Here is a 14,698-nt window from a genome sequence, read left to right as displayed (position 1 = left end):
GCGTGCCAACTTTTAAAAAACCTTATAAATCAAGAAGATATGATTTGTTGGGATTTTTCGCTTCGGTAAAGCCAGACAATTTGTTTCCGTGTTACTCGCTTATGCCCACGTTTTCGACTCCGCGGTAACACCGTGGTCCCTCACTGTGCGCTGCGAGCCTTGGCCACGCGCGAACCGCTCGGCCGACCGAGCACCGCGCTGATCTGCTGACCCGCGGTAATCAAGGCGTCCAGGTCGATACCGGTGTCGATTCCCAGGCCATTGAGCAGGTACACAACGTCTTCGGTGGCGACGTTACCGCTCGCACCTTTTGCGTACGGGCAGCCGCCAAGCCCCGCGATAGAGCTGTCGAACACGGAAATGCCTTCGAGCAGGCTGGCGTAGATATTGGCCATCGCCTGGCCATAGGTGTCGTGGAAATGCCCGGCGAGCTTGTCGCGTGGTACTTGCGCCGACACCACTTCAAACAGCCGGCGGGTGGCGCCAGCGGTGCCGGTGCCGATGGTGTCGCCCAGCGAAACCTCGTAGCAGCCCATCGCGTACAACTCGCGCGCGACCATTGCCACCTGCTCCGGCGCGACCGTGCCTTCATAAGGGCAGCCGAGCACGCAAGACACGTAACCGCGCACGGTAACGCCATGCTGTTGCGCCGCTTCCATGATCGGCGCAAAGCGCGCCAGGCTTTCGCTGATCGAGCAGTTGATGTTGCGCTGCGAGAAGGCTTCGGACGCGGCGGCGAACACCGCGACTTCCTTCACACCGGCAGAAATCGCATCTTCAAAGCCACGCAGGTTCGGCGCCAGTGCACCGTAGGTGACGCCGGGTTTGCGCTGGATCTGCGCGAACACTTCGGCGGAACCGGCCATTTGCGGCACCCATTTCGGTGAAACGAAACTGCCGACTTCTATATAGCCAAGACCGGCGGCGCTCAAGGCGTCGACCAATTGCACCTTGTCGGCAACGCTGATCGGTTGAGCTTCGTTCTGCAGGCCATCGCGTGGGCCGACTTCGATCAGGCGTACTTGGGAGGGGAGGGACATAGGCTGACCTGCTCATTTTCTGAAATACATGAGGTCCCCTGTGGGAGCGGGCTTGCCCGCGATGGCGTCGGGTCAGTCAGCATATTTGCTGGAGGTGCCGGCCTCATCGCGGGCAAGCCCGCTCCCACAGGGGTTTGATTACTGCGCCGCTTGCTGGCTTTTAAGCGTCTGCTCCAGCGCCTGCACACAGCGCTCTTCGGCGGTGTCGAGTTCCAGTTTCATCTGCTCGATGTCGAGCAACTGCTGCTCCAGCTGTTCGCGACGTTCGCTGATTTTCGCCAGCATGCTGTTGAGTTGTTTGGTGTTACCGCTCGACGGGTCGTAGAGCTCGATCAGTTCGCGGCATTCGGCCAGTGAAAAACCGATGCGCTTGCCGCGCAGGATCAGCTTCAGGCTGACCTTGTCGCGTGGCGAATAGATGCGTTCCTGGCCACGACGCTCGGGGCTGAGCAGGCCTTGTTCTTCATAAAAACGGATCGCCCGGGTGGTGATGTCGAGCTCGCGGGCGAGGTCGGAAATGCTGTAAGTCTGGCTGCTCATGAAAGCGCTCGAAAAAAGGTCTTGGCGCTAAGCTAATGGCAGGTTGACGTTTACGTCAAGAAGGATGATCTGTGGTGTTCATGCTGGCCTCATCGCGAGCAGGCTCACTCCTACAATTGGTTGCATTTCTTCAGATGAAACACGGTCAACTGTAGGAGTGAGCCTGCTCGCGATGGGCGCGCCTCGGTTTAAAGTCTTACACCTTATCCAGCTTCTTCTCATGCGCCGTCACCTGCTGGCACAACTCGATCATCTGCTCGCGCATCCAGCGATTCGCCGGGTCCTGGTCGGTGCTTTCATGCCAGTACAAATGCGTCTCCACCGGCGGTACATCGTTGACCGGCAGATTGAATGCATGCAGTTCATGTCGTCGGGCAAAGCGCTCCGGCACGGTCATGACCATATCGGTTTGCTGCATCACCTGCGACGCCATCAGGTAGTGCTGCGAGCGCAGGGCGATCTTGCGCTGAATGCCCATTTTGCCCAGCGCCAGATCGACATAACCCAGACCACTGCGGCGGCTGGAAATGTGGATGTGAGTCAGCGACAGATAATCATCAAGCGACAGTTTTTCCTTGCCCGCCATCGGATGGCCCTTGCGCATCGCACACACGTAGCGATCTTCCATCAGCTTGACGTGGCGCACCTGCGGGTCAGTGTTGAGCGGCGCATCCACGGCAAAATCCAGACGCCCGGCCGCCAGTTCCTTGGTGGTCTCGCGGCGTTTCGACAGAAAGCTTTCGATGATTACAGTTGGCGCCAGGCGGCGCAGACGCTGGAACAGCGGCGGCAAAATCACCGCTTCGGTGAGGTCGGTCATGCTGATGCGGTAGGTCTTGACCGCCTGCGCCGGATTGAAAATCCGGCTTTCCTGAACCGATACGCGCAACAGTGATAGCGCGTTGCGCACCGGGCCAATGATGTTCTGCGCCATCGGTGTCGGCACCATGCCCTGGGCGGTGCGCACGAACAGCGGGTCGTTGAACGTTTCGCGCAGCCGCGCCAGTGCGTTGGACACCGCTGGCTGAGTGATCCCGACGATCTGCCCGGCGCGGGTCAGGTTGGCTTCGGTATAGATCGCGTCAAAGACGATGAAAAGGTTGAGGTCGACCTTGCTCAGATTCATAACGCGGCTTCTCTTGTTATTCAGGGCGATGTTTAGGGGCTGACGATCACTGGATCATATATCGGTGATGAATGTTTATACACGCCGAGAATAGGCTAGGTAAATTATCAGCGCTGTTCTAGCATCGATTGCATGCCTTAAACAACCTCTGCTGAAGAACTGCCAACCATCGGGAGCTGCTCATGGATTTCGCTTATTCGCCCAAGGTGCAAGAACTGCGTGAGCGCGTAACCGCGTTCATGGACACTTACGTTTATCCGGCTGAAGCGGTGTTCGAACGCCAGGTTGCCGAAGGCGATCGCTGGCAGCCGACAGCGATCATGGAAGAGCTCAAAGCCAAGGCCAAGGCCGAGGGTTTGTGGAATTTGTTTCTGCCTGAGTCGGAACTCGGTGCCGGCCTGACCAACCTCGAATACGCGCCACTGGCGGAAATCATGGGTCGCTCGCTGCTCGGCCCTGAGCCGTTCAACTGCTCGGCACCGGACACCGGCAACATGGAAGTGCTGGTGCGCTACGCTAATGAAGAACAGAAACAGCACTGGCTCGAACCGTTGTTGCGCGGTGAGATCCGTTCGGCTTTCGCCATGACCGAGCCGGACGTGGCCTCATCCGACGCCACCAACATGGCCGCCCGTGCCGTGCGCGATGGTGACGAGTGGGTGATCAACGGCAAGAAGTGGTGGACTTCCGGCGCCTGCGACCCGCGCTGCAAAATCCTCATCTTCATGGGCCTGAGCAATCCTGATGCGCCCCGTCACGCCCAGCACTCGATGATCCTCGTGCCGGTTGATACCCCCGGGGTGAAAATCGTCCGTCCGCTGCCGGTGTTCGGCTACGACGACGCGCCGCACGGTCACGCCGAAGTGCTGTTCGACAATGTGCGGGTGCCTTACGAAAACGTCCTGTTGGGTGAAGGACGCGGCTTCGAGATCGCGCAGGGTCGCCTTGGCCCAGGGCGGATTCACCACTGCATGCGTTCGATCGGCATGGCCGAGCGAGCACTGGAACTGATGTGCAAACGCTCGGTGAGCCGAACCGCGTTCGGCAAACCGCTGGCGCGTTTGGGCGGTAACGTCGACAAGATCGCCGACTCGCGGATGGAAATCGATATGGCGCGCCTGCTGACGCTGAAAGCGGCATACATGATGGACACCGTGGGTAACAAGGTGGCGAAGAGCGAGATTGCGCAGATCAAAGTCGTTGCGCCAAATGTTGCGCTGCGCGTGATCGATCGGGCGATCCAGATCCATGGCGGGGCAGGGGTTTCCAACGATTTCCCACTGGCCTACATGTACGCCATGCAACGCACCCTGCGCCTGGCTGATGGCCCGGACGAAGTGCACCGTGCGGCGATCGGCAAGTTCGAGATCGGCAAGTATGTGCCGAAGGAAATGTTGCGTAGCGAGCGCTGAGCCAGAACTTCACCCCTGATCGTTCCCACGCTCTGCGTGGGAATGCATCCCGTGACGCTCCGCGTCACAGCGGACGCGGAGCGTCCATGGTGGCGTTACCACGCTCTGCGTGGGAACGATCAGGCGCAAGTCAATACACCCAAACCTCAACCCGCCGATTCTTGATCCGCCCTTCATCCGCATTGTTCGCCGCCACCGGCATCAGCGCCCCAAAGCCGCGAACCTCACGCAACACCACCCCGTTCTTCACCAACTCGCGCCGCACCGCCATCGCCCGCAGCTTCGACAGCAAATCTGCCCGCGCCGGGTCGTCCTTGATATCGCCAAATCCGACCAATGTCACTGCGCGTTCGGTCTTGTCATGGCGCTTTATATAGTCGAGTACCCGTGCCAGATCTTGGCGCGCCTTGTTATCCAGGGTCGCGCTGCCTTCTTCAAAACGGAAATTCACTGTCAGACGCTGGGCATGCCGGCTGAGGGATTGATAACCCTCCGGCATCAGCGCATTCGGTGCGACCGTCATGGCCTGCACGGTCTGGCTGATAAAACCGTTGGCCGCGACAATCGCCTGACCCTGAGGGCTCTGCGCAAATGCCACCAACGCTTTGGCCCATGGGTTCTTGCTGTCCGGTGGCAGATAGAAGAACAGCCGTCGCGACAGTGGATAGTCTTCGGTGGCGATCAGGCTGTTGAGCGGCAGCATCGATTGCGACGCGCCATCGGCAATCGCCACGGCTTTGGCTTGACGCACGTAGGGCAAACCGATGAAACCGATGCCTTGCGGATCGGTGCCGACGGCGTCGGACAATTGCTCACTGGATTCGAACCTTTTCGCTGAAGTACTCAGACTTTTCCCACGACGACTCAGGACCAGTTCCTTAAACGTGTCGTACGTGCCGGACTGATCATCCCGGGCATATAAATGAATCGGCCCGCCACGGGCACCGAGGTCTTCCCAGGTCTTCACCTCGCCGCTGAAGATCCGCGCCAGTTGCTCGGTATCCAGTTGCTGCAATGGGTTATCGGGGTGAAGGATGATCGCCAGTCCATCGATGGCGATGACTTGCTCGGCGCTGGGACTTTTCAGATCGCCGAGCGCTTGCAGGCCGAGCAACTCGCTGTCTTTGATCTCGCGGGAAGAGGCGGCCACATCGGCGCTGGCGTTTTTCAACGCGGTGAAACCGGTGCTGGAACCGTGGGCGGTGACGTCGACGACCACGCGTTTGCCGTCGGCAGTCTGCCCAACGACGCGTAGTTCGTTGGCGGTGTCCGGGGTTTCGCGATGGACCTTCAGCAAGCCTTGCTCTTGCAGCAAGCCTTCGACCAGCGCCGGGCCGAGTTCCGCGCCAATCGTGTTGGAGCCCTGAATGCGCAGCGCCGGGCCGTTTTCGGGTATCGGCAGGGCCGCGGCAGAGACCGACAGCCATGCACTGAATAGAAAAACGCACAGAACACGCAGGGTCATGCCGGCACCGAATCAAGCCAAGGGGATTGCCGGGGAGATTAAGTCAGGCGTATGACCAAAACGTGACAGCCATTCAATGTAGAGGAGCCTTTGTGGCGAGGGGATTTATCCCCGATGGTTGGCGAAGCCGACCCAAAACTCGTGAATGCGGTTTAACAGGAAAAATTTTGGGGGCGTTTCGCACCCCATCGGGGATAAATCCCCTCGCCACAGGTCAGCCGACCACAGAACCTCATTGTCAAATGTGATTCTGTGGTGGCTTCAAGGTCAGGCCAGTTCAAGCCAGATCGGCGCATGGTCCGAAGGCTTTTCCATGCCGCGCAGTTCATAGTCCACGCCCGCCGCTTTCACCCGTGGCAACAAACCGTGCGACGCCAGAATCACATCGATGCGCAGTCCACGCTTGGGCTCATCTTCAAAGCCACGGCTGCGGTAGTCGAACCAACTGAACATGTCAGTCACGTCCGGGTTCAGGTGACGATAGCTGTCGGTCAGGCCCCAATTCTTCAGGCGGGCCATCCACTCGCGCTCCTCCGGCAGGAAGCTGCATTTGCCGGTTTTCAGCCAGCGCTTCATGTTGTCCGGGCCGATGCCGATGTCGCAGTCTTCCGGAGAAATGTTCACATCGCCCATCACCACCAGTGGCTGTTCGTTGTGGAACTGGCTTTCCAGCAGCGCTTGCAGGTCGCTGTAGAAGCGCTGTTTGGCGGGGAATTTGGTCGGGTGGTCGCGGCTTTCGCCCTGTGGGAAATAGCCGTTCATGATTGTCACCGGCACACCATTGGCGTCGGCAAAAGTGCCCCAGATGAAGCGGCGCTGGGCGTCTTCTTCGTCAGTGGCGAAACCTTTGTGGATCGCGATCGGTTCCTGGCGCGAGAGCAGGGCAACGCCGTAATGACCTTTCTGACCGTGGAAATACACGTGGTAGCCGAGGGCGCGGACTTCTTCCAGCGGGAACTGATCGTCGTGGACTTTGGTTTCTTGCAGGCCGATCACGTCTGGCTGGTGTTTTTCGATCAGCGCTGCCAGCTGATGCGGACGGGCGCGCAGTCCGTTGATGTTGAAGGAAACGATCTTCATGGTCGGCAGTCCTGGCAAAAGGGCGATGCTAGCTGACATGGGGGATGGGGGCCAGTGTGGGAGAAATCATTTTGGTCTGTGGGATGGGCGGTGCCTGTTTTGGCCTCATCGCTGGCAAGCCAGCTCCCACAAGTTTCTCGGGTGTACAGGAATGTTGTGTACGACGCGGACCATGTGGGAGCTGGCTTGCCAGCGATGGGGCCAGTCCAGTCGATGAAGATCCATGGTTGGTCTATACCTGTGGGGAACTGTGCCAACGCCAAAGGGTTCGTACCAACAAGAGCGCAGCCAATTGAGCCGTGCCCCGGGGAGAATCATCGTCATGCCTGAAACCCAGACCGCCATCGCCGACATACATATGCTTGATCGCGGTTACTCCCGCGAAGCCCGATCCTTGCTGTATCAGGCTTATCGCCACGAGCCGACCTTCGGTTACCTGTTCGAGGCCGAGCGCCCCGGCTACGAGCAGCGCGTGCGGGCGACGGTGCGCGAGTTGGTCAAACAACACTTCCTCCAGGATTTGCCGGCCATCGGTCTGCTGGTCAACGACCGCTTGATCGGCATCGCCCTGATCGCACCGCCGCAACGTCGGCTGGGCATCACCGAAAGTTGGGCGTGGCGCTTGCGCATGGTGCTCAGCACCGGTTTTCGCTGCACCCGGCGCTATCTGGAATATCACGATGCCGTGGCCGCGTGCGTGCCCAGCGATTCGGTGCACATGCTGCCGCTGCTTGGTGTACACCCGCAGTTCCAGGGCAAACACTTCGGCGAGCAACTGCTGACCGCCGTGCACAACTGGTGCGCGGTGGATGAAACCTCACAAGGCGTGGTGCTCGACACCGGTAACCCGCGTTACCTGGAATTTTATAAACGTCAGGGTTACGAGGAGATTGGCGAAGTTGCCGTCGGCCCAGTGCGAGAACACGTATTTTTTCACGCCAATCCACAAGTGTTACAAACTGCAACGGCTTAGAGGTCGAACTTTACCGGCACCCCAGGCTCTATCACGCTCCCAAGCTCGTGATAGCATCCGCGCCTATGAAGTTTCCAGGAAGATTTACCAGTGGCGTGCTCATGCTGTTAACCAGCTGTGCGGCACTGGCGCAAAGTGAATTGGATGTGCGGATCAAACCGTCCAACGATGAACTCAAGGCCAATATAGAAGGCTATATCGGCAGCCTCGGCGATCGCGACGAAGAAGCCTTGCTGCGCTTCAGTCGCGGTGCCGAAGAGCAGGCGCGCAAGGCGGCCCAGGCGTTGGGCTACTATCAGCCGCAGATCGAAAGCGACGTCAAGGGCGGGGACAAACCGCGTCTTGTTCTGAAAATCGATCCCGGCGAACCGATTCGCCTGCGCAACGTCACCATTCGCGTCGACGGCCCGGCTGCCTCCCTCAAATCCTTTCGTGTGCCGAACAGCGACGTGCTCAAATCCGGCGCGGTGCTCAACCATGGTCGCTACGAGGACGCCAAACGCCTGATCCAGAATCAGGCTTCGCGCTTCGGTTATTTCAGCGGCCACTTCACCAGTCAAAAACTTTTGGTCGACCCACGCGCTGGCGTCGCCGATGTCGAATTGATCTACGAAAGCGGCCCGCGCTATGCGCTGGGCAAAGTCAAATTCGAGGGTGACACGCCGTTCGACGAAGACCTGCTGCAACGCATGGTGCCGTTCAAGGAAGGCGAGCCCTACGACTCCGAGCTGATCGCCGAACTCAATCGCGACCTGCAATCGAGCGGCTATTTTGAAGGCATACGCGTCGATGCCGCACCGACCGCGGCGAAAAACGACGTGATCCCGGTGGACGTCAAACTCGATACGCGCAAGCCGCGCACCATGGGCCTGGGCCTCGGGTATTCCACCGACGTCGGGCCGCGGGTCAAAGCCAACTGGACACGCCACTGGGTCAACCCGCAAGGCGACAGTTATGGCTGGGAAGCGGAAATCTCTGCGCCACGGCAAAACGTCGGGCTGTTCTATGACATTCCGCTCGACCCGCCACTGACTGACAAATTGCGTTGGGCCGGCGGCTATCAATTTGAAGATATCGACGGCTCCGACACGTTGAGCAAACTGCTGACCTTCGGCCCGGAATGGCACAGCAAGTTGCCCAGCGGCTGGCAGCGCGTGATCTCGCTGAAATGGCAGCGCGAAGAATATGAACTCGGCGACGACTCCGGCCTGAGTACTTTGCTGATGCCCGGCATCAGCTATTCCTACCTGAAAAGCGACAACCGCATCGACCCGCACAACGGCTATCGCCTGACTTTTGAAAGCAAAGTGGCGAAGGAGGGCGTCGGTTCCGACAACAACCTGCTGTATGGCACCGCGCTGGTCAAAGGCCTGACCACGGTGTTCGACAAACACCGTTTCCTCGGCCGTGTGCAGGTCGGCGGCAGCGCCACCAACGGTTACAACTCGGTGCCGCCGTCGCTGCGCTTCTTCGCCGGTGGCGATCAGAGCGTGCGCGGTTACGACTACCAGAGCCTGTCGCCGAAAAACTCCGACGGCGACCGCATCGGTGGCCGCTACATGGTCGCCGGCAGCGTCGAGTATCAATACTCGGTTGCCGAGAAATGGCGGGTCGCGACCTTTGTCGACCAGGGCAACTCTTTCAACAAACTCGAACTGCCGAACCTCAAGACCGGGGTCGGTATTGGTGTGCGCTGGGTCTCGCCGGTAGGGCCGATCCGCCTCGACCTGGCCCATGCGCTGGACGACGATGGCGGCATCCGGCTGCACTTTTCCATGGGGCCTGAGCTGTGAAGCGTGGTTTGAAAATTGCGGCGCTGGCGCTGTTGGCGCTGGTGCTTTTTGTTGTCTTGAGCATCGCCACCGTGCTCGGCACCCAGGCGGGCAGCCGCTGGGTGTTGGGTCTGGTGCCGGGCTTGAGCGTGGAGAATTTCCAGGGCCGGCTCGCTGGGCAGTGGAGCGCCGATCATCTGTTGTGGCAGCAGGACAGCAGTCGTGTCGAGTTGAACAAGGCGATTTTCGCCTGGTCACCGCTGTGCCTGACCCGCATGACACTGTGCATCGAACAGCTCAAGGCTGATCAGGTCATCCTGCAATTCCCGCCGAGTGAAGAAAGCACTGAAAGCGGTCCGATCAAACTGCCGGATCTGCAACTGCCCGTAGCGATCGAACTCGGCGACGTGCAGGTCGGCAGCTTGCTGTTCAACGGCAGCGAGCAGCTCAAGGGCCTGCAACTGGCGGCGCACTGGACGGCCCAAGGCATGCAGATCGACAGCGTGAAATTGCAGCGCGACGAGCTCAGCCTGAACCTGTCCGGAACACTCACGCCGACCGATAACTGGCCGCTGAACATCGCCGGGGATCTGACCCTGCCGTCTCCCGGCACCGGTCCCTGGACGCTGGCGTTGAAAATCGACGGCGATCTATTGAAAACCCTCAACTTGCACGCCGACAGCCATGGCTACCTCGACGGTCAACTGACTGGCGAGCTGCAACCGCTGGCGGAAAACCTGCCGGCCAAGGTGCGCATCACCAGCGAGGCCTTCAAACCGAGTGCCGATCTACCCGACACCCTGCAACTCAATCAATTGCTGCTGACCGGCGAAGGCGATCTGAACAACGGTTACCAGCTCAACGGCAACGCCACGCTGCCGGCGGATAAAGGCCCGGTAGCGCTGCTGCTCACCGGCAAGGTCGACGCCAGCGGCGCGCAGATCGCCGGCCTCGATTTGACAGCCAACGACAAGCAAAGCCTCAAACTCACCGGCAGCGTCGACTGGAGCAAAGGCCTCACGGCGCAAGCCAACATCAATTGGCAGGACTTCCCGTGGCATCGGCTCTATAACGAAGTCGACGAGCCGGAAGTCGCCTTGCGTACCTTCACTGGCGAAGTCTCCTACACCGATGGTCAGTACATCGGCAACTTCGCCGCCGCCCTCGATGGCCCGGCGGGGGCGTTTACACTGAGCAGTCCGTTCAGTGGCAATCTCAAACAGATCGCTTTGCCGCAACTGCAAATGCAAGCCGGGCAGGGCAAGGCTGAAGGTCACATCAACGTGCAGTTCGCCGACGGTATCGCCTGGGACACCGCGTTGGACTTGTCGGCGCTCAACCCGGCGTACTGGGTCGCCGAGTTGCCGGGCACTTTAGCTGGCCCGCTTAAAAGCCAGGGCGAAATGAAAAACGAACGCCTGAGCCTGACCGCCGATCTCGACCTGAAGGGCAAACTGCGCGGCCAACCGGCGATTCTGCAAGCCAAGGCTGATGGTGCTGGCGAACAGTGGAACCTCAATGCCCTGCAAATCCGCCTCGGCGACAACAGCATCAATGGCAAAGGCAGCCTGCAACAGAAACTCACCGGGCAGATCGACATCAAGCTGTCGCGGCTGGCCCAGCTGTGGCCAGAACTGCGCGGGCAGATCAACGGTCAGGTCAACGTCGCCGGTACGCTGAAGGCGCCGCAAGGCAAACTCGGTCTGCAAGGTTCGCAACTGGCGTTTCAGGACAATCGCCTGCAAAGCCTCAACCTCGACGCCACGCTCGACAGTGCGCAACGAGCCAAGATCGATCTGAAGGGCAGCGGGATTCAGGCCGGCGATACCAATCTGGGCACGCTGACCGCCAGCGCTCAGGGCGACATCAAGAACCAGAAACTCAGTCTCGATCTGCTCGGCCCGAAGCTGAAACTGGCCCTCGGTCTGGACGGCAATCTGGACAAGGGCAACTGGCGCGGGCGCTTGGCCAGCGGCGATATTCAGGCCGGCGGTCAGGACTGGAAGCTGCAAAACCCGGCGAAACTCGAACGTCTGGCTGACGGCAAAATCAACTTCGGCGCCCATTGCTGGATGTCCGGCAGCGCCAGCCTGTGTGGTGAGGATCAACGGCTGATGCCCGATCCGAAACTGCGTTACCACCTCAAGCAATTCCCGATCGAAAGCCTGGCGCAATGGCTGCCCAAGGATTTCGCCTGGCAGGGCAAGCTTAACGCCGACCTGCAACTGGATCTGCCGGCCAGTGGCCCGAACGGTGTGATCAACATCGACGCCAGCGGCGGCACCTTGCGGATGAAAGAAAAGGATCAGTGGCTGGATTTCCCTTACCAGACCCTGAAACTCACCAGCAAACTGACGCCCAAGCGTGTCGATACCGAACTGAATTTCGTCGGCGGCAAACTCGGTGAACTGATGGTGCAGGCGCAGCTCAATCCGCTGCCGAAAAACAAACCGCTAAGCGGCTCGTTCCGTCTCACCGGGCTCGACCTGTCGGTGGCGCGGCCGTTTGTGCCGATGGTCGAAAAGCTCACCGGACGCCTGAACGGCAGCGGCACCATTTCCGGCGGATTGCTGGCGCCGCTGGTCAACGGCACCGTGCAGCTCAGCGACGGCGAAGTGTCCGGCGCCGAGTTGCCGACGGAGCTGCAGGGCCTGCAACTCAAAGCGGTGATTGCCGGTGAGTCGGTGCGTCTGGACGGCGGCTGGAAAAGCGGCAAGACCGGGCAGGGCAGCCTCAACGGTAACGTCGCCTGGGGCCAGGCGCTGATGGTCGATCTGGCGTTGAAAGGCACGCAACTGCCGGTCACCGTCGAACCGTACGCCAAGCTGGAAGTGGCACCCGATCTGAAAATCTCCATGGCCGGCGACGAGCTGAAAATCGCCGGCAAAGTGCTGGTGCCCAAAGGTGAAATCACCGTGCGTGAATTGCCGCCATCCACGGTGAAAGTCTCCGACGACACGATCATCGTCGGTGCGCAGACCGAAGAGGGCAAGCCGCCGATGGCCATGAAAATGGACATCGATGTGGTGGTCGGCGAGGACCGACTCAGCTTCGCCGGGTTCGGCCTGACCGCCAACCTGCAAGGGCATGTGCACATCGGCGACAACATGGACACCCGTGGCGAGCTGTGGCTCAACGACGGCAAATACCGCGCCTACGGCCAACGCCTGACGGTGCGGCGTGCGCGCCTGCTGTTTGCCGGGCCCATCGATCAACCGTATCTGGACATCGAAGCGATCCGCCAGACCGACGACGTCATCGCCGGTATTCGCCTTAGCGGCAGCGCCGAGCAACCGACCACGCAGATCTTCTCCGAGCCGGCCATGAGTCAGGAGCAGGCGTTGTCCTATCTGGTCTTGGGCCGCCCTCTGAGCACCAACGGCGAAGACAACAACATGCTCGCGCAAGCGGCGTTGGGTCTGGGTTTGATGGGCAGTTCCGGGGTGACCAGCAGCCTGGCCAAGGATCTGGGGATTCAGGACTTCCAGCTCGACACCCAGGGCAGCGGCAACACCACCAGCGTGGTCGCCAGCGGCAACATTTCCGAAAAACTCAGTTTGCGTTATGGCGTCGGCGTGTTTGAACCGGCCAACACCATCGCGCTGCGTTACAAGCTGAGCAAGAAGGTTTATGTCGAGGCGGCCAGTGGCGTCGCCAGCTCGCTGGATATCTTCTACAAGCGCGATTTCTAGGTCGCGCTCCCCATCGCCGGATCGCACCGCAGCGATCCGGCATTGCCCGAATGTATTAGACTCAGCGCAGCTCGAAAGCTGCGCGGTTTGCGGCTGCCCGAAGACAACAGGGAAGCCTATGGTTCGCTTGAGTATGGTTTTGCTCGGTAACGATTTTGTCCGCAAGCGTTGGTCGGCGCTGGCGCTGACGGGCATCGTCTGGGGGGCGGCCGGCGTGGCCATCTTCATCGATGCGCTGGACGGCGTGCTGTATTTTCCGCTGCATGTGTTCGGCTATCTGTTGTTGCTCGAAGCCCTGATCATTCTGCTGGTGCCGGCACCGCAAACCGGCACCGCCACTGCTACTGCTCTGCGCAAAGTGCGAGGTCTGGCTTTCCTGATACTTGGACTGCTGATCGTCGACAGGCAACATGCTGCCAGCCTGATTCTGGCAGTGCTGTGTGGTGTGGCGTTTCTGCTCGATGGCGGCTTTCGGCTGGCGGCGGCGGTAGTGGTGCGCTTTGTCGGTTGGCAAGTGTCATTGCTCACGGGGTTGTTCGAAATCGGCTTTGGCCTGTTCATCCTCGAACCGTACCCGACGCTTTATAAGGGCACTGTGCCGTTCTGCATTGGCATGAGCCTCTTTCTCTCGGGCGGCGCCTTGCTGCGGCAGTCTTTGCGCTTCAAAAACTGGCAGTCGCCGTTAAGCCCTTTCTCGGTCAGCGCGCCGGCACCCAGCACCTCGCTGGTGATCCACGTCTGGACACCGAGTGGCACAGTTGACGACACCTTGGTACGCAACCGCCTGCTCAACCGCTATATCGCGGCGGTCGACATCAACGGCGTGATCTCTGCCGGCCACGCGGCACTGGCATGTGGCCCGGACATCTACATCAGCCATTACCCGCTGGACGACATTGATCGATCGGCGGGGGATTTCGTCCGGTTGTTGCGGGCGACGCCGAACAACGATGTGGCCGGCAGGTTTCTGCCTGACTATGCCGGCGAGGTGGCGGACTGGTGTCCGTCTTCGGTGCAGGTCAGTTTTGCCCATTACGATGCCCGGCGGCTGGCGGCGTTCTGGGCGGATTATCGGCAGAACACCACGTACAACCTCACCAGCCGCAATTGTTCCAGTGCCGTCGCCCATAGCCTCGAAGCGGCCCTTGAGGGGGCGATGAATCGAGGCCAGTCGAGCATGCTTGATTTCGCCCGGATCATTACCAGCCCCGAGTTCTGGGTGGCGGCGCAAGTGCGCAAACGCGCCGAGGCGATGGCCTGGACGCCGGGGCTGGTGCTTGATTATGCGCGGGCATTGCATGCGGCCATCGAGCCGGCGCCACCGGGCTGGCATGGCCTTTACGCGGGCGCCAAACGTGCCTGCGGGTATGTGGCTACTGCCTTGCGTGGGCGTGAGGTGCATCCGGTGCAGCCGCCTGCGAACCCTTCCGACCAGTCCTGACCGGCATTACACGAGTCGCCCCAATCGCTGGCAAGCCAGCTCCCACAGGTTTCTCTGGTGTTCACCGAGTTTGTGTTCACCGCAGATCCCTGTGGGAGCTGGCTTGCCAGCGATGGCGTGCGCCTGTGCAACAGAAAACCCCAGTCCACTGGTCAAC

General features: G+C 60.2%; 10 protein-coding genes. 5 read left to right on the top strand and 5 right to left on the bottom strand.

The genetic code is table 11. The features are described from left to right. Positions 1-140: 140 nt before the first annotated feature. The 3 genes from KI231_RS18785 to KI231_RS18775 form a co-directional block, all read right to left on the bottom strand. Positions 141-1,040, bottom strand: coding sequence for a hydroxymethylglutaryl-CoA lyase (locus KI231_RS18785; RefSeq protein ID WP_212809520.1), 900 nt, complete (start codon positions 1,038-1,040; stop codon positions 141-143). A 138-nt stretch (positions 1,041-1,178) separates the two neighbouring features. Beyond that, positions 1,179-1,580: a MerR family transcriptional regulator gene (locus tag KI231_RS18780; protein WP_212809518.1), complete on the bottom strand. Its 402-nt coding sequence runs from the start codon at positions 1,578-1,580 to the stop codon at positions 1,179-1,181. 196 nt (positions 1,581-1,776) lie between these two features. Then, the gene (locus KI231_RS18775; RefSeq protein ID WP_095189900.1) at positions 1,777-2,706 is read right to left on the bottom strand and encodes a LysR family transcriptional regulator; all 930 of its coding nucleotides are present in this window, start codon (positions 2,704-2,706) and stop codon (positions 1,777-1,779) included. 182 nt (positions 2,707-2,888) lie between these two features. On the opposite strand from KI231_RS18775, the gene KI231_RS18770 reads away from it, so the two are divergent. Continuing rightward, positions 2,889-4,118: an acyl-CoA dehydrogenase gene (locus KI231_RS18770; protein WP_212809516.1), complete on the top strand. Its 1,230-nt coding sequence runs from the start codon at positions 2,889-2,891 to the stop codon at positions 4,116-4,118. Positions 4,119-4,248: 130 nt separating this feature from the next. On the opposite strand, the gene KI231_RS18765 is transcribed toward KI231_RS18770, so the two are convergent. Continuing rightward, positions 4,249-5,583 carry a substrate-binding domain-containing protein gene (locus tag KI231_RS18765; protein ID WP_212809514.1) on the bottom strand — a complete coding sequence of 445 codons (1,335 nt, stop codon included), beginning with the start codon at positions 5,581-5,583 and terminating at the stop codon, positions 4,249-4,251. A gap of 267 nt (positions 5,584-5,850) precedes the next feature. Continuing rightward, a complete protein-coding gene (gene xthA, locus KI231_RS18760) occupies positions 5,851-6,663 on the bottom strand; it encodes an exodeoxyribonuclease III (RefSeq protein ID WP_103305276.1) in 813 nt (270 codons plus the stop codon). Positions 6,664-6,985: 322 nt separating this feature from the next. Between xthA and KI231_RS18755 the strand changes: the two genes are divergently transcribed. The 4 genes from KI231_RS18755 (at position 6,986) to KI231_RS18740 (ending at position 14,541) form a co-directional block, all read left to right on the top strand. Then, positions 6,986-7,636 (top strand): GNAT family N-acetyltransferase, encoded by a 651-nt coding sequence (locus KI231_RS18755; RefSeq protein ID WP_103305277.1) that lies wholly within the window; start codon positions 6,986-6,988, stop codon positions 7,634-7,636. 65 nt (positions 7,637-7,701) lie between these two features. Beyond that, complete coding sequence (locus KI231_RS18750; RefSeq protein ID WP_212809512.1) at positions 7,702-9,429, top strand: autotransporter assembly complex protein TamA; 1,728 nt, start codon at positions 7,702-7,704, stop codon at positions 9,427-9,429. Further along, positions 9,426-13,100, top strand: coding sequence for a translocation/assembly module TamB domain-containing protein (locus KI231_RS18745; protein ID WP_212809510.1), 3,675 nt, complete (start codon positions 9,426-9,428; stop codon positions 13,098-13,100). The genes KI231_RS18750 and KI231_RS18745 overlap by 4 nt, the downstream gene beginning before the upstream one ends. 118 nt (positions 13,101-13,218) lie before the next feature. Then, positions 13,219-14,541: an HdeD family acid-resistance protein gene (locus tag KI231_RS18740; RefSeq protein ID WP_212809508.1), complete on the top strand. Its 1,323-nt coding sequence runs from the start codon at positions 13,219-13,221 to the stop codon at positions 14,539-14,541. Positions 14,542-14,698 lie beyond the last annotated feature (157 nt).

Source organism: Pseudomonas sp. Seg1 (genome assembly GCF_018326005.1).
Classification (GTDB): domain Bacteria; phylum Pseudomonadota; class Gammaproteobacteria; order Pseudomonadales; family Pseudomonadaceae; genus Aquipseudomonas.
Note: the sequence above shows the minus strand (reverse complement) of the source record. Positions and strands in the feature narration are given on the sequence as shown.